The sequence below is a fragment of the Nocardioides sp. 503 genome, assembly GCF_004522095.1.
Taxonomy (GTDB): Bacteria; Actinomycetota; Actinomycetes; order Propionibacteriales; family Nocardioidaceae; genus Nocardioides.
Genome location: NZ_SPUI01000003.1, coordinates 610,079 through 630,243 on the forward strand (window position 1 = coordinate 610,079; position 20,165 = coordinate 630,243).

Annotated in this window: 22 protein-coding genes and 3 tRNA genes; 4 read left to right on the forward strand and 21 right to left on the reverse strand. The window is 71.3% G+C overall.

Annotation, left to right across the window (positions count from 1 at the left end):
* Positions 1 to 11 precede the first annotated feature (11 nt).
* From E4622_RS10230 to E4622_RS10270, 9 genes are all read right to left on the reverse strand, one after another.
* The gene (locus E4622_RS10230) at positions 12 to 965 is read right to left on the reverse strand and encodes an ABC transporter ATP-binding protein (protein WP_134740089.1); all 954 of its coding nucleotides are present in this window, start codon (positions 963 to 965) and stop codon (positions 12 to 14) included.
* Between the two features lie 297 nt (positions 966 to 1,262).
* On the reverse strand, positions 1,263 to 1,652 hold the full coding sequence (gene rplL, locus E4622_RS10235; protein WP_134740090.1) for a 50S ribosomal protein L7/L12: 390 nt from the start codon (positions 1,650 to 1,652) through the stop codon (positions 1,263 to 1,265).
* 78 nt (positions 1,653 to 1,730) lie between these two features.
* The gene (gene rplJ / locus E4622_RS10240) at positions 1,731 to 2,465 is read right to left on the reverse strand and encodes a 50S ribosomal protein L10 (protein WP_134740091.1); all 735 of its coding nucleotides are present in this window, start codon (positions 2,463 to 2,465) and stop codon (positions 1,731 to 1,733) included.
* A 236-nt stretch (positions 2,466 to 2,701) separates the two neighbouring features.
* The gene (locus E4622_RS10245; protein ID WP_134740092.1) at positions 2,702 to 3,649 is read right to left on the reverse strand and encodes a D-2-hydroxyacid dehydrogenase family protein; all 948 of its coding nucleotides are present in this window, start codon (positions 3,647 to 3,649) and stop codon (positions 2,702 to 2,704) included.
* A gap of 229 nt (positions 3,650 to 3,878) precedes the next feature.
* A complete protein-coding gene (rplA, locus tag E4622_RS10250; RefSeq protein ID WP_134740093.1) occupies positions 3,879 to 4,598 on the reverse strand; it encodes a 50S ribosomal protein L1 in 720 nt (239 codons plus the stop codon).
* A gap of 113 nt (positions 4,599 to 4,711) precedes the next feature.
* Entirely contained in the window at positions 4,712 to 5,140 is a 429-nt protein-coding gene (rplK, locus tag E4622_RS10255; RefSeq protein WP_134740094.1) for a 50S ribosomal protein L11, read from the reverse strand.
* Positions 5,141 to 5,347: 207 nt separating this feature from the next.
* Positions 5,348 to 6,208, reverse strand: a complete 861-nt coding sequence (gene nusG, locus E4622_RS10260) for a transcription termination/antitermination protein NusG (RefSeq protein ID WP_134740095.1) — start codon at positions 6,206 to 6,208, stop codon at positions 5,348 to 5,350.
* 79 nt (positions 6,209 to 6,287) lie between these two features.
* Positions 6,288 to 6,542: a preprotein translocase subunit SecE gene (gene secE, locus E4622_RS10265; RefSeq protein WP_134740096.1), complete on the reverse strand. Its 255-nt coding sequence runs from the start codon at positions 6,540 to 6,542 to the stop codon at positions 6,288 to 6,290.
* Between the two features lie 56 nt (positions 6,543 to 6,598).
* A tRNA-Trp gene (locus tag E4622_RS10270) sits at positions 6,599 to 6,671 on the reverse strand.
* Between the two features lie 178 nt (positions 6,672 to 6,849).
* Here E4622_RS10270 and E4622_RS10275 point away from each other — a divergent pair.
* Genes E4622_RS10275 through E4622_RS10285 form a run of 3 tightly spaced genes read left to right on the forward strand, consistent with a single transcriptional unit; the run spans position 6,850 to position 9,831 of the window.
* The gene (locus E4622_RS10275; protein ID WP_134740097.1) at positions 6,850 to 8,130 is read left to right on the forward strand and encodes a pyridoxal phosphate-dependent aminotransferase; all 1,281 of its coding nucleotides are present in this window, start codon (positions 6,850 to 6,852) and stop codon (positions 8,128 to 8,130) included.
* The gene (locus E4622_RS10280) at positions 8,127 to 9,134 is read left to right on the forward strand and encodes an adenosine deaminase (RefSeq protein WP_134740098.1); all 1,008 of its coding nucleotides are present in this window, start codon (positions 8,127 to 8,129) and stop codon (positions 9,132 to 9,134) included. The genes E4622_RS10275 and E4622_RS10280 overlap by 4 nt, the downstream gene beginning before the upstream one ends.
* Positions 9,135 to 9,177: 43 nt before the next feature.
* On the forward strand, positions 9,178 to 9,831 hold the full coding sequence (locus E4622_RS10285; RefSeq protein WP_134740099.1) for a DUF4190 domain-containing protein: 654 nt from the start codon (positions 9,178 to 9,180) through the stop codon (positions 9,829 to 9,831).
* Positions 9,832 to 9,974: 143 nt separating this feature from the next.
* Here E4622_RS10285 and E4622_RS10290 read toward each other — a convergent pair whose 3' ends face one another.
* The 11 genes from E4622_RS10290 to E4622_RS10340 form a co-directional block, all read right to left on the reverse strand.
* Positions 9,975 to 10,994, reverse strand: coding sequence for a UDP-N-acetylmuramate dehydrogenase (locus tag E4622_RS10290; RefSeq protein WP_134740100.1), 1,020 nt, complete (start codon positions 10,992 to 10,994; stop codon positions 9,975 to 9,977).
* Entirely contained in the window at positions 10,987 to 11,364 is a 378-nt protein-coding gene (locus tag E4622_RS10295) for a MaoC/PaaZ C-terminal domain-containing protein (RefSeq protein ID WP_134740101.1), read from the reverse strand. The genes E4622_RS10290 and E4622_RS10295 overlap by 8 nt, the downstream gene beginning before the upstream one ends.
* A complete protein-coding gene (locus tag E4622_RS10300; protein WP_134740102.1) occupies positions 11,361 to 11,762 on the reverse strand; it encodes a MaoC family dehydratase N-terminal domain-containing protein in 402 nt (133 codons plus the stop codon). The genes E4622_RS10295 and E4622_RS10300 overlap by 4 nt, the downstream gene beginning before the upstream one ends.
* An 85-nt stretch (positions 11,763 to 11,847) precedes the next feature.
* Positions 11,848 to 12,018 carry a 50S ribosomal protein L33 gene (gene rpmG, locus E4622_RS10305; RefSeq protein ID WP_134740103.1) on the reverse strand — a complete coding sequence of 57 codons (171 nt, stop codon included), beginning with the start codon at positions 12,016 to 12,018 and terminating at the stop codon, positions 11,848 to 11,850.
* 33 nt (positions 12,019 to 12,051) lie between these two features.
* Positions 12,052 to 12,125: transfer RNA gene (locus E4622_RS10310), tRNA-Met, on the reverse strand.
* A gap of 36 nt (positions 12,126 to 12,161) precedes the next feature.
* Positions 12,162 to 12,234 (reverse strand) — tRNA-Thr (locus tag E4622_RS10315).
* A 73-nt stretch (positions 12,235 to 12,307) separates the two neighbouring features.
* Positions 12,308 to 13,711: an amidase gene (locus E4622_RS10320; protein WP_134740104.1), complete on the reverse strand. Its 1,404-nt coding sequence runs from the start codon at positions 13,709 to 13,711 to the stop codon at positions 12,308 to 12,310.
* A gap of 10 nt (positions 13,712 to 13,721) precedes the next feature.
* A complete protein-coding gene (locus E4622_RS10325) occupies positions 13,722 to 14,333 on the reverse strand; it encodes a DNA-3-methyladenine glycosylase I (protein ID WP_134740105.1) in 612 nt (203 codons plus the stop codon).
* A gap of 29 nt (positions 14,334 to 14,362) precedes the next feature.
* Positions 14,363 to 15,415 carry a pirin family protein gene (locus E4622_RS10330; protein ID WP_134740106.1) on the reverse strand — a complete coding sequence of 351 codons (1,053 nt, stop codon included), beginning with the start codon at positions 15,413 to 15,415 and terminating at the stop codon, positions 14,363 to 14,365.
* Entirely contained in the window at positions 15,412 to 15,651 is a 240-nt protein-coding gene (locus E4622_RS10335) for a DUF1272 domain-containing protein (RefSeq protein ID WP_134740107.1), read from the reverse strand. The genes E4622_RS10330 and E4622_RS10335 overlap by 4 nt, the downstream gene beginning before the upstream one ends.
* A gap of 21 nt (positions 15,652 to 15,672) precedes the next feature.
* A complete protein-coding gene (locus E4622_RS10340) occupies positions 15,673 to 18,051 on the reverse strand; it encodes an FdhF/YdeP family oxidoreductase (RefSeq protein WP_245155974.1) in 2,379 nt (792 codons plus the stop codon).
* 138 nt (positions 18,052 to 18,189) lie between these two features.
* Here E4622_RS10340 and E4622_RS10345 point away from each other — a divergent pair, with 138 nt between their 5' ends.
* Entirely contained in the window at positions 18,190 to 18,909 is a 720-nt protein-coding gene (locus E4622_RS10345) for an RDD family protein (protein ID WP_134740108.1), read from the forward strand.
* An 18-nt stretch (positions 18,910 to 18,927) separates the two neighbouring features.
* Here the strand turns inward: E4622_RS10345 and E4622_RS10350 are convergent, their stop codons facing one another.
* A complete protein-coding gene (locus tag E4622_RS10350) occupies positions 18,928 to 20,154 on the reverse strand; it encodes a homogentisate 1,2-dioxygenase domain-containing protein (RefSeq protein WP_134740109.1) in 1,227 nt (408 codons plus the stop codon).
* Positions 20,155 to 20,165 lie beyond the last annotated feature (11 nt).

Below are 20,165 nucleotides of genomic sequence, written 5' to 3' on the forward strand. Positions count from 1 at the left end.
GTGTCCCCCCGTCACTTACCGATAGTCATGTTCATGTTCTCCTCGAACGACCCCGGAGGCGGCGTCACTCCGTGGTCGCGGCACCACGCACCGGGCTCGCGCTGGCTGCGCCGCGGGATCCCGTTGGAGGGCTCCTGCTGGAGCGGGATCGGCGGCAGCGGGGGCAGCTCCTGGTCCTTCTCGGACTCCAGCTCGTCGGCGTCCTTCTCCTCGGACATGCCGATGGGCCCGACGCGCTGGGCGTTGAGGAACTGGCGCACCACCGGCTCCTCGGAGCTGAGCAGCATCTCGCGAGGCCCGAACATGGCCAGGTGCTTGTGGTAGAGCAGGCCGATGTTGTCGGGCACCGTGCGGGCGGTGTTGACGTCGTGGGTGACGATCAGGAACGTCGCGTCGATCTGGGCGTTGAGGTCGATGATCAGCTGGTTGAGGAACGCCGTGCGCACCGGGTCCAGGCCGGAGTCGGGCTCGTCGAAGAGCACGATCTCGGGGTCCAGCACCAGGGCCCGCGCGAGGCCGGCGCGCTTGCGCATGCCGCCGGAGATCTCACCGGGCAGCTTGTCCTCGGCGCCGAGGAGGCCCACCAGGTCCATCTTCTCCATGACGATGTCGCGGACCTCGGACTCGGACTTCTTGGTGTGCTCGCGCAGCGGGAAGGCGACGTTGTCGTAGAGGTTCATCGAGCCGAACATGGCGCCGTCCTGGAACAGCACGCCGAAGAGCTTGCGGATCTCGTAGAGCTCCTTCTCGGAGCAGCTCGCGATGTCGGTGCCCTCGATGATGATCGAGCCCTTGTCGGGCTTGAGCAGGCCGATGAGGGTCTTGAGGAAGACCGACTTGCCGGTTCCGGAGGGCCCGAGCATCACGCAGATCTCGCCGGCCGGGATGGTCAGCGAGACGTCGCCCCAGATGAGCTGCTTGCCGAACGACTTGGTCAGGTCGTCGACCTTGATCTCCACGCCCATGCCGTCCCTCTCCCCCTCGGACCCTGCGGTCCGTCCCCTGATGCGGGCGCGTCAGTGCACACACGACCCCACTCGTCAGTAACAACGGTGCTACGGCGGCGAGGTTACGCGGCTTTGTGCTTCCCGTCACTGACCGGGTCGGTCTTGAGACCGAGGCGTGACCCGGGGGGTCACCTGCGCAAACGCGATCCGGGCCCCGGGAAGCACGAAGGGCGGCCACCCCCGGAGGGATGGCCGCCCGTCGTGGCGGTGCGGTGCCCGTCGAGCGGCTGGATCAGCCGCCGGCGAGCGGGCGGGTCACTTGAGGGTGACGGTGGCCCCGGCGCCCTCGAGCGCCTCCTTGGCCTTCTCGGCCGTGGCCTTGTCGACCTTCTCGACGACAGCCTTCGGCGCGGCCTCGACCAGCTCCTTGGCCTCCTTCAGGCCGAGGGAGGTCAGGGCGCGCACCTCCTTGATGACGTTGATCTTCTTCTCGCCGGCAGCCTCGAGGATGACGTCGAACTCGTCCTGGGCAGCCTCCTCCTCGCCACCGCCGGCGCCGCCGGCAGCAGGGGCGGCGGCAACCGCGACGGGAGCAGCGGCGGTCACGCCGAAGGTCTCCTCGAACTGCTTCACGAACTCGGAGAGCTCGATGAGGGTCATTTCCTTGAACGCGTCGAGCAGCTCGTCAGTGCTGAGCTTCGCCATGGTGGCGTTTCCTTCCATTCGGTGGCCGGTCGCAGCGCGACCGTCCGGGTTTCAGGTGGTGGGTACCGAGGTCCTGGGTCAGGACTCGGTGGCTTCGCCCTCATCGGAGGTCTCGGCGTCGGCGGCGGGGGCCTCCTCGGCTGCGTCAGCAGCCGCGGGGGTCTCGTCGACCGGAGCCTCGGCCTCGTCTGCGGGGGCCTCGTCGGCAGGGGTCTCGACCTCTGCCTCGGGAGCCTCCTCGGCGGCGACCGGCCCAGTGTCTGATTCCTGGGAAGCACCACCTGCGAGGATCGAGGGGTCCTGCTCGGCCTTCGCCTGGAGTGCGCCGGCGAGCCGGGCAGCCTGGGCGAGGGGGGCGTTGAGCAGGTAGACGGCCTGGCTGAGCGAAGCGAGCATGGCGCCCGCGAGCTTGCCCAGGAGCACCTCGCGCGACTCGAGATCCGCCAGCTTGGCGATCTCCTTCGCGTCGAGGATGTTGCCGTCCAGGACCCCGCCCTTGATGACCAGGGTGGGGTTGGCCTTGGCAAAGTCACGCAGACCCTTGGCCGCCTCGACGACGTCACCGCTGATGAAGGCGATGGCGGTCGGGCCGGTCAGCAGGTCGTCGAAGCCGGAGATGCCCACCTGGTTGGCGGCGATCTTGGCCAGCGTGTTCTTGACCACGGCATAGTTGGCGTTCTCACCGAGGGAGCGGCGCAGGTTCTGCAGCTCCTTGACGGTCAGACCGCGGTACTCGGTCAGCACGGCACCGGCGGAGTCGTTGAACGAGTCAACGATCTCCGCGACGGCGGCGTCTCTGTCTGCCCGCGCCATGGGTCTCCTTCCGGACTGGGAGACCACCGCGCCGGGTCCGTCACAATGACGAACGCCCTGAGCGCAGATGCTCAGGGCGTGGACTGCGGCGGACCGCGGGTCTTGCTCTGTCACCTGCGCAGGCCGTCCGCATCGCTGCGGAACCTTCGGTCTGGCTGCTGATGCAGCCGGACAACCGGCGGTCTCTGGATTCAGGTACGAACTGTACGGCGGTCCGGGGCGGGCGCCAAATCGCGTCAGGTCAGGAGCCGGACCGGCTCCCCCGCCCTCCAGGCGGCGACGTCCTCGACCGCCTCGGTGAAGTAGGTGCGGTAGTTGCCGGCGCTCACGTAGCCCAGGTGGGGCGTGGCCAGCACCTGCGGCAGCGAGCGCAACGGGTGGTCCACCGGCAGCGGCTCCTCGTCGAACACGTCGAGCCCCACCCCGGCGATCGCGCCCCTGCGGAGCACCTCGACGAGCGCGTCGGTGTCGACCAGCCCGGCGCGCGAGGTGTTGACCAGGCGCGCCGCCGGCCGCATCGCGGCGAGCTCGGCGGCCCCCACCAGCCCTCGGGTGCTCTCGGACAGGACGAGGTGCAGGGTGACGACGTCGGAGGAGCCCATCAGCTCGAGCAGGCTGCCGGCCCGCCGCACGCCCGCCTCGGCGGCGCGCTCGTCGGTCAGGTGCGGGCTCCAGGCGAGCAGGTCCATGCCGAACGCCCGCCCGACCTCGGCCACGCGGGTGCCGAGCCTGCCCAGCCCCACCACGCCCAGCGTCGCCCCCGCCAGGTCGACGCCGACCGTGCGCTGCCACGGCCCGCCCTCGCGGAAGGCCGCGGACTCCGTCGTCAGGTGGCGCACCAGCCCCAGGATCAACGCCCACGTCAGCTCGACCGGCGGCGCCGAGCCGCTCGCCGTACCGCACACGGCGACGCCGCGCTCGCGGCACGCCTCCAGGTCGATCGAGGCGTTGCGCATCCCGCTGGTGACCACCAGCCGCAGGTGCGGGAGCCGCTCCAGCAGCTCGCGGGTGAGCGGCGTCCGCTCCCGCATCACCACCACGACCGAGGCTCCCGCCAACGCCCCCACCAGCGCCTCGCCGGCGAGGTGCTCCGACACCGAGCTCACCTCGACCCCCTCGAGCACCGACCAGTCGGCGTACGACGTAGCCACCTGCTGGTAGTCGTCCAGGATCACGCAGCGCATGGGGCCAGCCTGCCAGGGGCCGGCGTCTCTTGGGTTGCCGGTGTGAGGGGCGCGCGGCGTCCACCCTTCCCGCGCTGCGCTCGGGCGCGGCAGGTGCGCAGGGTCACCGGGTCTCGACTGGCGCTCCTCGCTGGCGCTCGTCGCTGCTCGACCACCGGCGCGGGGAAATGGCGGACGGCCGCCACCCCTGGGGGGTGACGGCCGTCCGGCGTTCGTCGGGAGGGTGGCCTCAGGCCGGGCCCTCCTCCTCCGCGGCGACGTTGCGCGTGCGGTTGGGGTCGACCTGGACGCCGGGGCCCATGGTCGTGGAGACCGTGACCTTGCGCAGGTAGCGGCCCTTGGAGCTGGCCGGCTTGAGCCGCAGCACCTCCTCGAGGGCGGCGGCGTAGTTCTCGGCCAGCTGGGCCTCGTCGAACGACGCCTTGCCGATGATGAAGTGCAGGTTGGCGTGGCGGTCGACGCGGAACTCGATCTTGCCGCCCTTGATGTCCGTCACGGCCTTGGCCGGGTCGGGCGTCACGGTGCCGGTCTTCGGGTTCGGCATGAGGCCGCGGGGGCCGAGCACGCGGCCGAGGCGGCCGACCTTGCCCATCATGTCGGGGGTCGCGACGACGGCGTCGAACTCGAGCCAGCCGCCGTTGACCTTCTCGATCAGCTCGTCGCCACCGACGACGTCGGCGCCGGCCTCACGGGCGGCCTCGGCCTTGTCGCCGTTGGCGAAGACCAGGACGCGGGCGGTCTTGCCGGTGCCGTGGGGGAGGTTGACCGTGCCGCGGACCATCTGGTCGGCCTTGCGGGGGTCCACGCCGAGACGCATGACGACGTCGACGGTCTCGTCGAACTTCTTCTTGCTGGAGGACTTGGCGATCTTGATCGCGGAAAGCGGGCTGTACAGCTCGTCCTTGTCGAACGTGTCTGCCGCCGCGCGGTAGGTCTTGCTGCGCTGCATGTCTGGTTCTCTCGATTCTTTCGGTGCCAGTCGTGGTCAGGTGAGCCAGCGCGGCTCTGCCACAGGTGCGGGATGGTGCCTGGGGCGGGCCCTCGCGGGCCCGGTCAGGGCTGTCAGTCGGTGGTGACGCCCATGGAGCGAGCGGTGCCCTCGACGATCTTCATCGCGGCGTCCAGGTCGTTGGCGTTGAGGTCGGGCAGCTTGGTCTGCGCGATCTCGCGGATCTGGTCCTTGCTGAGCTTGCCGACCTTCTCCTTGTGCGGGACGCCGGAGCCCTTCTTCAGGCCGGCGGCCTTCTTGATCAGCTCGGCGGCCGGCGGGGTCTTCGTGATGAAGGTGAAGGACCGGTCCTCGTAGATGGTGATCTCGACGGGGATGACGTTGCCGCGCATGGCCTCGGTCTGGGCGTTGTACGCCTTGCAGAAGTCCATGATGTTGACGCCGTGGGGACCGAGGGCGGTACCGACGGGCGGGGCCGGGGTGGCGGCACCGGCCTGCAGCTGCACCTTGACCAGCGCAGCGATCTTCTTCTTGGGAGGCATCTGTTCTGTTCTCTTCCTGTTCTGTGGTCATGACGAGGACGTCCGGCGCCCTCTGCCACTTGCTGTTCTGAGCAGCCGGACCATTCTCCGCTGTCCGCGGTGAATGGCAAAACTGCGGTCTTGGTGTTGCTCGTGCTGCACTTCGACTGTGGTCTCGACAGGCTCGACCGCAGCGCGGGACTCTGACTCCTGAGCTCCGCTCAGGGGTCAGACGCGCTGGATCTGCGAGAAGCTGAGCTCGACGGGGGTCTCGCGACCGAAGATCTCGACGAGGGCCTTGACGCGCTGCGACTCGGCGTTGATCTCGGTGATCGTCGCGTGCAGCGTGGCGAAGGGGCCGTCCACGACCATGACCGAGTCGGAGATGTCGAAGTCCGCGACCTCGACCTGCTTCTTGGCGGCGGTGGTGCTGCCGCCCTTGGCGGGCGTGCCGGCGGCGACGGCCTCGGCCTCGGCGCGCGCGATGACGCTCGGGGCCAGCATGTTCTCGACCTCGGACATGCTCAGCGGCACCGGCTGGTGGCTGTGGCCGACGAAGCCGGTGACCGACGGGGTGTGGCGCACGGCCGACCAGGACTCGTCGGTGAGGTCCATGCGGACCAGGACGTAGCCGGGCAGCGAGGGCTTGGTGCGGGTGCGGCGCTGGCCGTTCTTGATCTCCACGACGTCCTCGATGGGGACGACGATCTCGTGGATGTAGTCCTCCATGTTCAAGGAGATGATGCGGTTCTCCAGGTTGGACTTCACCCGGTTCTCCATGCCGGAGTAGGTGTGGACCACGAACCAGTCACCCGGCTTGGCCCACAGCTCGGCGCGGAAGGCCTCCAGCGGGTCGACGTCCTCGTCGTCCTCGGTGGCCTCCGCCTCGCCCTCGGCGTCCTCGTCGGACGGCGCGTCCGTGGGCTCGGACGGCTCCACGGCGGAGTCGTCGACGGCCTCGTCGGGCGCGACGTCCACGGGCGCGTCGTCGGTGGCCTCGTCGACGTCAGGCGTCGCCTCGGCGTCCGCCGCCAGCGGCGTCTCCTCGGTCTCGACCTGCTCGTACTGCTCCGACACGTGTTGCTCCATCACATTGCTCGCTGAGTTGCGGGGTGCTGTCTTGGTGCCCGGCGCGTCCGGACCGAGGTCACGGGCCGCCGGGGCGGGGTCAGGCGTCCGGGCCGTCGAAGACGGCGAGCGCGAGCTTGCCGAGACCGAGGTCCAGCGCCGAGATCAGCGCCATCATGAAGACCACGAAGATCATGACGACGAAGAAGTACGTGACCAGCTGCTCCTGCGTCGGGTAGACGACCTTGCGGAGCTCGGCCACGACCTGGCGGTAGAACGTCGGGAGGCTGGTGCGCTTGTCGGTCTTGGTGTCGCGCGGTCGGGGACCGCCGCCGACTGCCTTGCTGTCCGACACGCTCTCACCTCTCTCTTCTCGTCCTGCCGGGTCTTGCCTGCTGTCGTGCTGCTACGCAGGGCACGAGGGACTTGAACCCCCAACCTTCGGTTTTGGAGACCGATGCTCTGCCAGTTGAGCTAGTGCCCTCCGAGGATCCCCACTCGCGAGACCCAGGATCAGGGCGCGCGACAACATGTGGGAAACCACCAAACGTGGAGTCTACGGTGCGGGTGCTGACCTCGTCCAAACGACTCCGCCGAACGACTCCGACCACGCCCCGGATCTCGGGTGAGACACCTGGGCGGACGCCTCTACGATGACAGACATGTCAGACGCGCCCACGTCCCCGTCCCCCGCCACCCCGGCCGAGAGTCCCTCCGACATCCCGGAGGTCGCCGTCGGCACCAACCCGCGCGAGCGCCGGGTGTCGCGCCGCATCGGTGCGATCGCGGAGTCGGCCACGCTGAAGGTGGATGCGCGGGCCAAGGCGCTGAAGGCCGAGGGCCGGCCCGTCATCGGCTTCGGCGCCGGCGAGCCCGACTTCCCCACGCCCGACTACATCGTCGACGCCGCCGTCGACGCCTGCCGCGACCCCAAGAACCACCGCTACACCCCTGCCGGCGGTCTCCCGGAGCTGAAGAAGGCGATCGTGGCCAAGACCCGGCGCGACAGCGGCTTGGAGGTCGAGCCGAGCCAGGTCCTGGTCACCAACGGCGGCAAGCAGGCGATCTACGCCGCCTTCGCGGCGATGATCGACCCCGGCGACGAGGTGATCGTGCCGGCGCCCTACTGGACGACGTACCCCGAGGCGATCCAGCTGGCCGGCGGGGTGCCCGTCGAGGTGCTCGCCGACGAGACCCAGGACTACAAGGTGACCGTCGAGCAGCTCGAGGCGGCCCGCACCAAGCACACCAAGGTGCTGCTGTTCGTGTCCCCCTCCAACCCCACCGGCGCGGTCTACACCTCCGAGGAGATCCGGGCGATCGGCCAGTGGGTCGAGGACCACGACCTGTGGGTGCTCACCGACGAGATCTACGAGCACCTCGTCTACGACGGCGCGGACACCGGGTCGATGCCCGTGCTGTGCCCGTTCCTCCAGGACAACTGCGTCGTCGTCAACGGCGTCGCCAAGACCTACGCCATGACCGGCTGGCGCGTCGGCTGGATGATCGGCCCGGCCGACCTCGTCAAGGCCGCGACCAACCTGCAGTCGCACGCCACCTCGAACGTCGCCAACGTCGCCCAGCGGGCGGCCATCGCCGCCCTCGAGGGCGACCTCTCGGCCGTCGACACCATGAAGGCCGCCTTCGACCGGCGCCGCAAGACGATCGTGGCGATGCTCAACGAGATCGACGGCGTCGTCTGCCCCACGCCCGGTGGCGCGTTCTACGCCTACCCCCAGGTCAAGGGGCTGCTCGGCAAGGAGCACGGCGGTCAGCTCGTCGAGACCTCCGCCGACCTCGCCGCCTACATCCTGGACGCCGCCGAGGTGGCGGTCGTCCCCGGCGAGGCCTTCGGATCGCCGGGCTACCTGCGGCTCTCCTACGCGCTCGGCGACGACGACATCGTCGAGGGCATCACCCGCCTGCAGAAGCTCTTCGCTTGAGGGACCTGCACGCCCTTCCCAAGGCCCACCTGCACCTGCACTTCACGGGGTCGATGCGGCACGCGACGCTGCTCGAGCTCGCGGAGCGCGACGGGATCGCGCTGCCCGACTCGTTGGTCTCGGAGTGGCCGCCGCGGCTGAGCGCGGCCGACGAGAAGGGCTGGTTCCGCTTCCAGCGGCTCTACGACGTCGCGCGCTCGGTCCTGCGCACCGAGACCGACGTACGTCGCCTGGTCCGGGAGGCCGCCGAGGACGACGTGCGCGACGGCGGGCGCTGGCTGGAGATCCAGGTGGACCCCAGCGGCTACGCCGCCCGCTTCGGGGGCATCACCGCCTTCACCGACCTGGTCCTGGACGCGGTGCGCGAGGCCTCGGAGCTGACCGGGCTCGGGATGGCGGTCGTGATCGCGGCCAACCGGACCCGGCACCCGCTCGACGCCCGCACGCTGGCGCGGCTCGCCGGGCAGTACGCCGGTCGCGGGGTCGTCGGCTTCGGGCTGTCCAACGACGAGCGCCGCGGCCGCACCGCGGACTTCGCCGGCGCCTTCCAGATCGCCGAGCGGGCGGGGCTCCTGCTCGCGCCCCACGGCGGCGAGCTGCTGGGACCCGACAGCATCCGCACCGTCCTGGACTCCCTGCACGCCCACCGGCTGGGTCACGGCGTGCGAGCGGCCGAGGACCCCGAGCTGCTCGACCGCATCGTGCAGGCCGGGGTGGCCCTCGAGGTCTGCCCGGTGAGCAACGTGGCGCTGGGCGTCTACAGCGACCTCACCTCGGTGCCGCTGCCCACGCTGCTCGCCGCCGGGGCCACCGTGGCGCTCGGTGCCGACGACCCGCTGCTGTTCGGCTCCCGCCTGGCCGGGCAGTACGCCACGATGCGCGCCGCCCACGACCTGAGCGACGACCAGCTCGCGGAGCTCGCCCGGATGTCGGTGCGCGCCTCGCGCGCCCCGGACGACGTGCGGGCAGCGGTGCTGGGCGACATCGACGCCTGGGCGGCCTGACCACCGTCGTTTGTCCCGAGGGGCACCGGGGAAGATGCTCCTCGTGACCACCCAGGGGCCCGACGAGCCGGACGAGACGCAGCCGTTCACCCACCGCCCCTACGGCGAGCGCCACGACGAGCCGTTCGCCTCCCCCTCGGGCACCGACCGGCCGCAGCCGGAGTCGCCCGCGTGGCCGACGTACGGGCAGCCCACGACGCCGGTGCCCGAGACCCCGGCGCCGCCGGCGGGCGGGCCCACCCCGACGCCGTACGCCCCGCCCGCGGGCCCGCCGAACCCCTACCTGCAGCAGCCCTACGGGCAGCCGCCGTACGGGCAGCCGGCATACGGCCAGCCGCCGTACGGCGTCCCGCCGGGCTTCTCGGGCTACGGCCAGGCGGCTCCCGGCTACAGCTACGCCCAGTCGCTGGGCACGGCCACGACGTCGATGGTGCTGGGGATCGTCGCCCTGGTCTCGCTCGCGCTGACGCCCTTCTGCTGCGTCACGCTGCCCGGCCTGCTCGTGGGGCCCTTCGCCCTGTGGACCGGGTGGAGCGCCAAGCGGGAGATCGACCGCAACCCGGGCGCCTACAACAACCGGGGCCAGGCGCTCGCGGGCTTCATCATGGGCATCGTCGCGAGCGCGCTGGCCGTCCTGGCGGTCATCCTGATCATCGTCTTCGTCGGCAGCTGGTCCAGCAGCTACAACAACCTCTGAGCCGCACCTCGCCGTCGCCACGCCGTCGCCGTCGCCGTCGCCGAGGAGATTCACCGGGTACCCGGTGAAACTCACGCTCCCGGCATGAAGCTTCGTACCGGAAGCATGAGTTTCGGGCGGGCAGTGGGACGTGGGGGGTCGGCTCAGAGCTCGCAGCCGACGAGCACCGGCTCGTTGACCAGCGTGATGCCGTACGCCGCCGCCACGCCGTCGCGCACCTCGCGAGCGAGGTCGAGGAGCTCGGCGGTGGTGGCGCCGCCGCGGTTGGTCAGCGCCAGCGGGTGCTTGCCGGACAGGGCGACCCGCGCGTTGCCGTGGCCCTTGTCGAACCCGGCGTGCTGGATCAGCCAGGCCGCGCTGGTCTTGACCCCGCCGTCGGCGGGCCACGACGGCGCGCCGGCGGGCACGGCCTCCGGCGCGACCACCGGGTTGGTGAAGAAGGACCCCGCGCTCCAGGTGTCGTGGTCGGCGGCGTCCAGGACCATGCCCTTGCCCCGGCGCAGGCCCAGCACCGCCTCGCGGACCTCGGCCAGCGGCGCGCGGGCGCCCTCCTCGATGCCGAGCGTCCGGGCGAGCTCGGCGTAGCGCACCGGGGCGCTCAGCGGCCCCTGGGCGAGCTGGAAGGTCACGTCCAGCACGACGTGGCGGCCCGGGTCGGCCTTGAAGCGCGAGTGGCGGTAGCCGAAGCCGCAGTCGGCGTTGGCGAAGGTCCGGACCCCGCGCAGGGTGCGGTCCCACACCCGCACCGACGCGATCGTCTGGGCGACCTCCTGGCCGTAGGCGCCGACGTTCTGGATCGGGGTCGCCCCGACCGCCCCCGGGATGCCCGAGAGGGCCTCGACGCCCACCCAGCCGCGCGCCACGGCCGTGGCGACCAGCTCGTCCCACGACTCCCCGGCCGCGACCTTCACGAGCACGCCGCCGCACGAGGCGTCGTCCTCGGCGTCGGGGGTCACGCCGCGGGTCGCGACCCGGACGACGACGCCCGGGAAGCCCTCGTCGGCGACCACGAGGTTGCTGCCGCCGCCGAGCACGAGCACGGGCTCGCCCGCGGCGTCCGCGGTGGAGACCGCCTCGACCAGCTCGGCCTCGGTGGTCGCGGTCACGAGGAGGCCGGCAGGCCCCCCCAGGCGCAGCGTGGTGAGGTCGCGGAGCTCAGGCACGGACCACGGCCTTGGGCATGCCCAGGACCTTCTGGCCGCCGCTGGTGACCGTGAGCGCCACCGTGGTCAGGTCGCCCTCGGTGCCCTTGACCTCACCGGCGATCTCCAGCTCGACGCCGCCCTCGGCGGGCACGACGACGGGGTTGGTGAACTTGCAGGCGAGGCTCACCACCTGGGCGCCGGGGAACCAGTCGCCGACGGCGCGGGCCGCGAGTGCCATCGTGTACATGCCGTGGGCGATGACCCCGGGCAGGCCGACGCTGAGCGCGACCGTCTCGTCCTGGTGGATCGGGTTGTGGTCGCCGCTGGCCTGCGCGTAGCCGACGAGGTCGGCGCGGGTGATCGTGAACGTGCGGGTCTCGAGGCTCATGCGTCGGCTCCCCGGTGGACGAGCGTGGCGGAGGTGCGGCACACGACCGCACCCGTGGCGTCGGCGATCTCGCTGGTGGTCCCGATGATGTCGTTGCCGCCGATCTGGCGCAGGCTCGCGACGGTCAGCGTCGCGCTCAGCACGTCGCCGGGCAGGACCGGGCGCTCGTAGACGAAGTCCTGGGCGCCGTGGACGATGCGGTGCAGCTCGATCGCCTCCGCCTCGAGGAAGGCGTTCATGGCGTCGAAGGCCAGGACGATCGGGAACGTCGCGGGGGCCGGCCCGCCGGCGTACTCCCCGCCCGTGGCGGCCACGAACTCACGCACCCGGTCCTCGGAGACCTCGAGACGGGGGGTCGGCGGGAAGACCCGGCCGACGAGGGACTGGTCGACTGGCATGGCTCGAATCTAGTCGCTGCACGGGGCGCCGCTAAATGCGACCGACCCGCCGCGGGTCAGCGGCGGGTCGGTCGGCAGGTCTGGATCAGCGGGTCTCGCGGTGCGCCTTGTGGCAGCGGCAGCGCGGGCAGAACTTCGCCAGCTCCAACCGGTCGGGGTCGTTGCGGCGGTTCTTCTTGGTGATGTAGTTGCGCTCCTTGCAGTCCACGCACGCGAGCGTGATCTTGGGGCGAACGTCGGAGCTCTTGCTGGCCACGGGAAGTCCTTTGTCGTATTCAGTCGTCTTGCGTAGCGGGGGCGGGACTCGAACCCGCGACACCACGATTATGAGCCGTGTGCTCTAACCACCTGAGCTACCCCGCCATGGGGAAGGGATCAGGCTCATCAGAGCCTACCCAGAGCCCCTTTACGGAATCGAACCGTAGACCTTCTCCTTACCATGGAGACGCTCTGCCGACTGAGCTAAAGGGGCAACGACGGAGAACGATACACAGGGGGGTGACGGAAGGAGAAATCGGTCCGGCCGCCGCCCCGACGCCCCGTTCTCAGGCCTGGATGCGGGCCCACGGACGGGCCTGCTCGAGCTCGTAGGACAGCTCCAGCAGCGTCGCCTCGCGACCGGCCCCGGCGCCGAACATGACGCCCAGCGGCAGCCCGTCGGAGGTGCTCGCGAGCGGCAGCGAGACGGCCGGGTCGCCGGTGGCGTTCTGCAGCGGCGTGAAGGCCACCCAGTCGAGGAGCCGGCCCATGATCGTGTCGAAGTCCTGGGTGGGGTCGAGGTGCCCGACCTCGGGGGTCGCGGTGGCCAGGGTGGGCGTCAGGAGGACGTCGTAGCGGCGGAAGAAGACCTCCGACTGGGACTTCGTGCGGCGCAGCCGGGCGATCGCGCGCGGGAGCCGGTGCAGGTTGCGCCGGCAGTGGCGGTCCAGTCCGAGCGTGAGGTTGTCGAGGTTCTGCGGAGCCCAGGAAGCACCGTGGGTGCGGCGCCCGGTGCGGACCAGGAACATCGCCAGCATCGACCAGTAGAGCAGGAAGTCGTCGGGGAACGTCGACGGCACCATCATCGCCTCGACCGGCTCCACGTGGTGGCCCAGGTCCTCCAGCAGCGACCCGACGTCCTCGGTGAGCGCGGCCACCTCCGGGCTGGCCGGCATCCCCATCCCCGTGGTGTTGAGGGCGACCCGCAGCCGACCCTTGCCGGGCCTGGTGATGTCGCCGATCGGGGGCAGGTGGAGCGCGCGGTAGACCTTCTCGGCCTCCCGGAGGAACGCCGCCGTGTCGCGCACGGAGCGGGTCAGCACCCCGTCGGAGACGATCCGGATCGGCATGTCGCGGGCCATCTTGTCCTGCGCCAACCGGTCGCGGGTCGGCTTGAGGCCGACCAGCCCGTTGACGGAGGCCGGGATGCGGATGGAGCCGCCGCCGTCGTTGGCGTGGGCGAGCGGCACCGCGCCGGCCGCCACGAGCGCCGCGGACCCGGCCGAGGACGCCCCGGCCACGTGGTCGGTCGACCACGGTGAGCGCACCGCCCCGAGACGGGGGTGCTCCGCCGCGGCGGAGAAGCCGTACTCGGACAGCTGGGTCTTGCCCAGCGGCACCAGTCCGGTCGCGAGGTACATCCGCGCGAAGTCCCCGTCGGCCGCCTGCGGGCGAGCGACGTAGGAGTCGGTGCCGGCCTGGGTCGGCATCCCCTGCACGTCGACGTTGTCCTTGACGAACGTCGGCACGCCGGCGAAGTAGCCCGGCCGCGGCGCCCGGGCCTCCGTCCGCGCCCGGTCGTAGGCACGGAACGCCACCGCGTTGAGGTCGGGGTCGACCCGCTCCACCCGCGCGACCGCGGCCTCCACCACGTCCGGCACCGACACCGCCCCCGCGTGCAGGGCCTCGACCAGCCCGACCGCGTCGAGCTCTCCCAGGGCGTCGTCGGTGAAGGCGTGGATGCGGTTCATGCAGTGCAACCTAGTCGCGTCCGGCGCTCGAGGAGGGGCGAATCCGGGTCGCGGCCCCGCGGCGGTGGCAGCCGACCAGGTGGGGGTCGAAGAGGCCGATGGCCTCGCTCAGCGCGTACATCGTGGTGGGGCCGACGAAGGCGAAGCCGCGCTTCTTCAGCGCCTTGGAGAGCGCGACCGACTCCGGGGAGGTCGTGACCATCTCCTCGGTCGTCGCCGGCGACGGCGCGACCTCCGGACGGAAGCCGAGGACGAACGCCTCCAGGCCCATGTCGTCGCGCAGCGCCACCGTGGCCCGGGCGTTGGTGAGGGTCGCCTGGATCTTGAGCCGGTTGCGGACGATGCGCGGCTCCTGCATGAGCCGCTCGACGTCGCCCTCGTCGAAGGCAGCGACCGCGTCGGCGTCGAAGCGGTGGAAGACCTCGCGGAAGGCCTCGCGCTTGTGCAGGATCGTCGACCAGGACAGGCCGGACTGGAAGGCCTCGAGGGTCAGCCGCTCGAGGTAGGCGGCCTCGCCGCCGACGGGGTCGCCCCACTCGGTGTCGTGGTAGTCGCGCATGACCCCGGGCCCGCCGGCCCACGGGCACCGCAGCACCCCGTCCTCACCCTGCACCGGTCCCATGACCGGCATCCTGCCACCGCGCCGACGGCTCAGCGGCGCTCCCGCAGGCGGGCGTTGGGCAGGCTCGGCGCCGGGATGGGGGCGAGGTGCTCCCCGACGACGACGCCGAAGCGGCCGTCACGCACCTGCTGGCCGTCGGGCACGACCCGCTGCCGGCCGTCGCCCTCGCGGAGGCCGCCGGCCTCGTCGGGGTCGACCGGGACCCCACCGTCGTCCAGGATCTGCGCCTGCCACTGCTCGCGGAAGCCGACGATCTCCTCGTGGCTGCGCCCGACGAAGTTCCACCACATCACGATGGCCTCGCCGAACGGCGGTCCGCCGAGCAGCAGCACCCGGACCGGCTCGTCGTGGGCAGCCAGCCGGAGCCGGTCCTGGCCCGGCGGCACGAACGCGAGGTCGCTGCGCTCGGCGGTCGTGCCTGCGACGTCGAGCCGGCCGAGGTCGACGAGCACGGCGAGCTCGTAGGAGGGGTCCACGTCGAGCTCGAGCGCGGCGCCGGGCTCCAGCAGCAGCTCGGCCCCGAGCAGCGGCGTCGCGGTCGGCACCGGGGAGGTGTCGCCCAGCAGCGAGCCCAGGAAGACCCGCGCCTCCCAGCCCTCCCCCGACACCGGGGACGGCGCGTGGTGGGCGAAACCGGGCGGCTGGTCGCGGGCCGCGTCGGGCAGGGCCACCCACAGCTGGGCGCCGTGCAGCGTCCGGGTCTCGGCGGTGGACACCTCCGAGTGGCTGATCCCGTGACCGGCGGTCATCAGGTTGACCTCGCCGGGGCGGACCATCGCCTGGTTGCCGGCGCTGTCGCGGTGCTCGATCTCGCCGGTGAACAGCCAGCTCACGGTCTGCAGGCCGGTGTGGGGGTGCGGCGCCACCGACATGCCCCCGGAGTCGGCGACGTCGTCGGGGCCGTAGTGGTCGACGAAGCACCAGGCGCCGACCAGCGAACGCTCCCGCTGCGGCAGGGTACGGCGCACGGTCATGGCCCGCGGGCCGCCGAGCGGCACCTCCCGCGGCGTCAGCAGCTGCACCCCCGCGCCCTCCTCGGCGGCGCACGTCACGACGTCGGGCCGGTCGTCGAGGTTGCTCATGCTCGGCACCCCTGCGCCACGACCCGCACGGTCGAGGCCGGGTTGGTCGTCAGCAGCGCGGCCGGTCGGATCGGGCGCGGCACGAGGTTGCCGCCGCAGTTGCGGCAGGCGCCGCGCAGCACGGTCTCGGCGCAGTCACGGCACCACGTGCACTCGAACGTGCAGATGACGGCGTCGGGCGAGTCCGGCGGCAGGTCGCGGTCGCAGCACTCGCAGTTGGGACGGAGCTCCAGCATGCCCCCAGTCTGCCCGACGGGTCAGGACAGCTGGGGCGGCTCGATGTAGCGCTTGGTCTCGTCGCCCCTCGCGTAGGAGTGGGCGTCGCTGGTGTGCACGACACCCGTCCGGCCCCCGTCGGACTTCTTGAGGTGCACGATCACCGACTTGTACGCCGGCTGGTTGCTGCCCTCGGCGGTGTGCTCGAGCGCGACCAGCGGGTTGGCCTCGGGGTAGTAGGCCGCCGCGCAGCCACGGGGCTGGTCGTAGGCGACGATCCGGAAGGTCGGCACCTGGCGGACCGAGCCGTCCTTCCACTCGCTGATGATGTCGACGAGGTCGCCCTCCTCGAAGCCGAGCGAGGTGATGTCGTCGCGGTGCAGGAAGACCACCCGGCGGCCGCCCTCGATCCCGCGGTAGCGGTCGCTGAGGCCGTAGATCGTGGTGTTGAACTGGTCGTGGGAGCGGATCGTCTGCAGCACGAGCTTGCCCTCGGGGATCTGCAGGACCTCGAGCGGGCTCACCTGGAACATCGCCTTGCCCGCGTCGGTGGGGAAGGTCCGGGTGTCGCGCGGCGGGTGGGGCAGCACGAAGCCCCCGGGCTGGCTCGACTTCTCGTCGAAGGCGGCACATCCCGGGACGACGCGGGAGATGGAGTGGCGGATCTCGCTGTAGTCGGAGCGGAACCTCGCCCACGGGACCGGGCTCGACTCACCGAGCGTGGCCAGCGCGAGCGAGCAGACGATGTCGACCTCGGAGCGCAGGTGCGGCGAGGCCGGCTTGAGCGGGCCGTGCGAGGTGTGCACCGCCGACATCGAGTCCTCGACGGTGACCTTCTGCAGGCGCCCGCCGGTGAGGTCGCGCTCGCTGCGGCCCATCGCCGGGAGGATCAGCGCCTCGCGCCCGTGGACGACGTGGGACCGGTTCAGCTTGGTCGAGACCTGCACGGTGAGGTCGGCCGAGCGCATGGCGTCCTCGGTGACGGAGGTGTCGGGCGCGGCGGAGACGAAGTTGCCTCCGAGGCCCATGAAGAACTTGGCGTCCCCGTCGTTGAGGGCCTTGATCGAGGCGACGCTGTCGAGGCCGTGCTCGCGCGGCGGGTCGAAGCCGAACTCGGCCTGCAGCGCGTCCAGGAAGTGGTCGGGCACCCGCTCCCAGATGCCCATGGTGCGGTCGCCCTGCACGTTGGAGTGGCCGCGCACCGGGCACAGGCCGGCGCCGGGCTTGCCGATGTTGCCCTGGAGGAACGCGACGTTGACGATCTCCTTCACCGTGGCCACCGCGTTGTGGTGCTGGGTGATGCCCATCGCCCAGCAGGTGATGGTCTTCGACGACGCCTGGAACATCCGCGCCGCCTGCTCGATCTCCTCGCGGGGGAGGCCGGTGGACTCCAGGACCTGGTCCCAGTCGAGCTCGCCCAGCGCGGCGGCGTACTCCTCGAAGCCGGAGGTGTACTGCTCGATGAAGTCGCGGTCGACGCTCCCCCACTCGAGCAGCAGGGCGCCGATCGCCTGCATGAGCGCGAGGTCGCCGTTGGTGCGCACCTGGAGGTAGAGGTCGGCGAGGCCGGTGCCGGGGCCGACCATCCCGCGCGCGGTCTGGGGGTTCTTGAACCGCACCAGCCCCGTCTCCTTGAGCGGGTTGACGGCGATGATCTTGGCGCCGTTCTGCTTGGCGATCTCGAGCGCCGAGAGCATCCGCGGGTGGTTGGTGCCGGGGTTCTGGCCCATGATCACGATCAGCTCGGCCTTGTGCACGTCGTCCAGCGACACCGAGCCCTTGCCGATGCCGATGGACTCGGCCAGGGCGACCGAGGTCGACTCGTGGCACATGTTGGAGCAGTCGGGCAGGTTGTTGGTGCCGTAGGCGCGCACGAAGAGCTGGTAGAGGTACGCCGCCTCGTTGGACACCTTGCCGGAGGTGTAGAAGATCGCCTGGTCGGGCTCGATGGCCCGCAGGTGACGTGCCATGAGGGCGTAGGCGCCGTCCCAGTCGATCGGCTCGTAGTGGGTGCCGCCGGCGCGCAGCACCATCGGCTCGACGACCCGGCCCTGCTGGTTGAGCCAGTAGTCGGTGTGCTCGGCCAGGTCGGCCACGGAGTGCGCGGCGAAGAACTCGCGGCCGATCAGGTCACGGGTCGCCTCGTCGGCCACGGCCTTGACGCCGTTCTCGCAGAACTCCGCGGCATGGCGGTGGTCCGGGCTCGGGTCGGGCCAGGCACAGCCCTGGCAGTCGAAGCCGTCGGTCTGGTTGAGCTTGAGCAGGGTCCGCCCCGAGCGGACCACCCCCATGTGCTCGACCGCGCGCTTGAGCGCCACCGCGACCGCGACCGGTCCCGCGGCCGCACTCGATCGGTGACCGACCTCGACGTCGGCCTCGTTGATCTCGGTCTCTCGTGCCCGTCGTCCCATGCTCCGCATGTACCCATCCTGACAAGCCTCCATGAGCACGACCCCGACACGTCGTCCCGGACCCTGTCGGGCGGGGCCCGGAACCGCTAGTTTCAGGCTCAGCCCAGCGCACCCCCGACCCTGCGCGGGCCCACCGAAGGAGCCTCGATGTCGAACTACGGACCCGCAGGAGACAACCCTCCCCCCGAGACGCCCAGCGGCGGTGGCGAGACCCCGCCTCCCCCGCCGCCGCCGGCCGAGGGGTACGCCGCCCCGCCGCCGCCCCCCGCGGGCGGCTACGGCGCACCGCCCCCGGCCCCGGGCTACGGCGCGCCCCCTCAGCCCGGCGGCTACGGCGCGCCCCCGCCGGGCGTCGGCGTGCCCCGCCCCGGCGAGCTCATCGACCGGTTCCTGGCCCGCCTCATCGACGGGCTCCTGATCGGTGTCGTCTACGGCATCCTCTTCACGGTGCTCGGCGCGATCCTCATCGTCGACGCGAGCGTGAACTTCCAGACCGGTGAGGTCGACGACGGCAGCAGCCTGCTCTTCTACATCGTCTGGGGCATCGTCTCCGCCGCCCTGGGCCTGGGCTACTTCGCCTTCATGGAGTCCTCGCGCGGCGCCACGGTCGGCAAGCAGGTGCTCAAGCTCCGGGTCTACGGCCCCGACGGGGTCAGCAACCCGACGATGGAGCAGGCGATCCGCCGCAACATCTTCAACGCGTTCCCGATCGCCTACGTCGTGCCCGTGGTCGGCCCGGCCATCGGCGGCCTGGCCGCGCTGGTCGGCGAGATCCTGATCGCCGTCGGCATCAACGGCGACCCGGTCAAGCGCCAGGGCTGGCACGACAAGTTCGCCGGCGGCACCACCGTGATGAAGGTCGGCTGAGCCTCTCCGAGGGAGCCGCTAGGAGTTCGAGAAGACGGCGGGGTCCGCTCCGCCGTCCTCTCGCCCCTGACCGAGGGAGCGACCCGCCCACGTCCAGGCGTAGGCGGGGTCCTCGCACGCCAGCGCGGCCTCGCCGAGATCCAACGGCGCGAACGTGTCGACCATGACAGCCGACTCCTCGAAGAACTCCACGCCCAGGGACGCCTCGATCGCGGAGGGCTGCGGCCCGTGGGCGTAGCCGCCGGGGTGCAGCGAGATGGAGCCCAGCCCGATGCCTGAGCCCTTGCGCGCCTCGTAGTCGCCGCCGACGTAGAACATGACCTCGTCGCTGTCGACGTTGGAGTGGTAGTAGGGCACCGGCACCGACAGCGGGTGGTAGTCGACCTTGCGGGGCAGGAAGTTGCACACCACGAAGCGGTGGCCCTCGAAGACCTGGTGCACCGGCGGCGGCTGGTGGATCTTGCCGGTGATCGGCATGTAGTCCTCGACGTTGAACGTGTAGGGGTAGAGGCACCCGTCCCAGCCCACGACGTCGAAGGGGTGCGTCGCGTAGGTCATCCGGGAGCCGAGGACCCGGCCGCCCGCGCGGTGCTTGACCAGCACCTCGACATCCGTGCCCTCCTCGAGGTGTGGCGACGTGGGGCCGTGCAGGTCGCGCTCGGAGTACGGCGCGTGCTCGAGCAGCTGCCCGTAGCGCGAGAGGTAGCGCTTCGGCGGCGCGATGTGGCTGTTCGACTCGATGGCGTAGAGCCGGCTGGACTCCGAGGGCACCCATCGGTGGGTGGTCGCGCGGGGGATGACGACGTAGTCGCCGGTGCGGTAGGGCACCACCCCGAAGACGGTCTCGACCGTGCCCGAGCCCGACTCGACGTAGACGCACTCGTCGCCGGTGGCGTTGCGGTAGAGCGCGGAAGGGTCGGTGCCGGTCACGACGTAGCCGATCCGGACGTCGCTGTTGCCGAGCACCAGGCACCGCCCCGTGACGGCGTCCCCGGTGGTCTCGACGTCGTGCAGCCGGAGGTGGCGTGGCTTGAGGGGGTGGTTCGGGGTGGTGGTCTGGTCGGGCAGCTCCCAGACCTCGCTCGCCACGATCGCGGAGGGCACGCCTCGGTGGTAGAGCAGCGCAGAGTCCGAGGAGAACCCCTCCTCGCCCATCAGCTCCTCGTAGCGGAGGCGACCCTCGGGGTCGCGGAACTGGATGTGCCGCTTGGGGGGCACCTCGCCCACCTGCCGGTAGTACGCCATCGCCGTCTCCG

Coding starts and splice junctions, on each gene's coding strand:
- E4622_RS10295 (WP_134740101.1), bottom strand. CDS start 11,364: ATGAGCCTCGAGACCCGCACGTTCACGATCACCCGCGCCGACCTCGTC.
- rplK (WP_134740094.1), bottom strand. CDS start 5,140: ATGCCTCCCAAGAAGAAGATCGCTGCGCTGGTCAAGGTGCAGCTGCAG.
- E4622_RS10230 (WP_134740089.1), bottom strand. CDS start 965: ATGGGCGTGGAGATCAAGGTCGACGACCTGACCAAGTCGTTCGGCAAG.
- E4622_RS10300 (WP_134740102.1), bottom strand. CDS start 11,762: ATGCCAGTCGACCAGTCCCTCGTCGGCCGGGTCTTCCCGCCGACCCCC.
- E4622_RS10335 (WP_134740107.1), bottom strand. CDS start 15,651: ATGCTGGAGCTCCGTCCCAACTGCGAGTGCTGCGACCGCGACCTGCCG.
- rplJ (WP_134740091.1), bottom strand. CDS start 2,465: ATGGCGCGGGCAGACAGAGACGCCGCCGTCGCGGAGATCGTTGACTCG.
- rplL (WP_134740090.1), bottom strand. CDS start 1,652: ATGGCGAAGCTCAGCACTGACGAGCTGCTCGACGCGTTCAAGGAAATG.
- E4622_RS10275 (WP_134740097.1), top strand. CDS start 6,850: ATGTCAGACGCGCCCACGTCCCCGTCCCCCGCCACCCCGGCCGAGAGT.
- E4622_RS10325 (WP_134740105.1), bottom strand. CDS start 14,333: ATGGGACCGGTGCAGGGTGAGGACGGGGTGCTGCGGTGCCCGTGGGCC.
- E4622_RS10345 (WP_134740108.1), top strand. CDS start 18,190: ATGTCGAACTACGGACCCGCAGGAGACAACCCTCCCCCCGAGACGCCC.
- E4622_RS10330 (WP_134740106.1), bottom strand. CDS start 15,415: ATGAGCAACCTCGACGACCGGCCCGACGTCGTGACGTGCGCCGCCGAG.
- nusG (WP_134740095.1), bottom strand. CDS start 6,208: ATGGAGCAACACGTGTCGGAGCAGTACGAGCAGGTCGAGACCGAGGAG.
- rplA (WP_134740093.1), bottom strand. CDS start 4,598: ATGCAGCGCAGCAAGACCTACCGCGCGGCGGCAGACACGTTCGACAAG.
- E4622_RS10340 (WP_245155974.1), bottom strand. CDS start 18,051: ATGCGGAGCATGGGACGACGGGCACGAGAGACCGAGATCAACGAGGCC.
- E4622_RS10320 (WP_134740104.1), bottom strand. CDS start 13,711: ATGAACCGCATCCACGCCTTCACCGACGACGCCCTGGGAGAGCTCGAC.
- E4622_RS10245 (WP_134740092.1), bottom strand. CDS start 3,649: ATGCGCTGCGTGATCCTGGACGACTACCAGCAGGTGGCTACGTCGTAC.
- E4622_RS10350 (WP_134740109.1), bottom strand. CDS start 20,154: ATGGCGTACTACCGGCAGGTGGGCGAGGTGCCCCCCAAGCGGCACATC.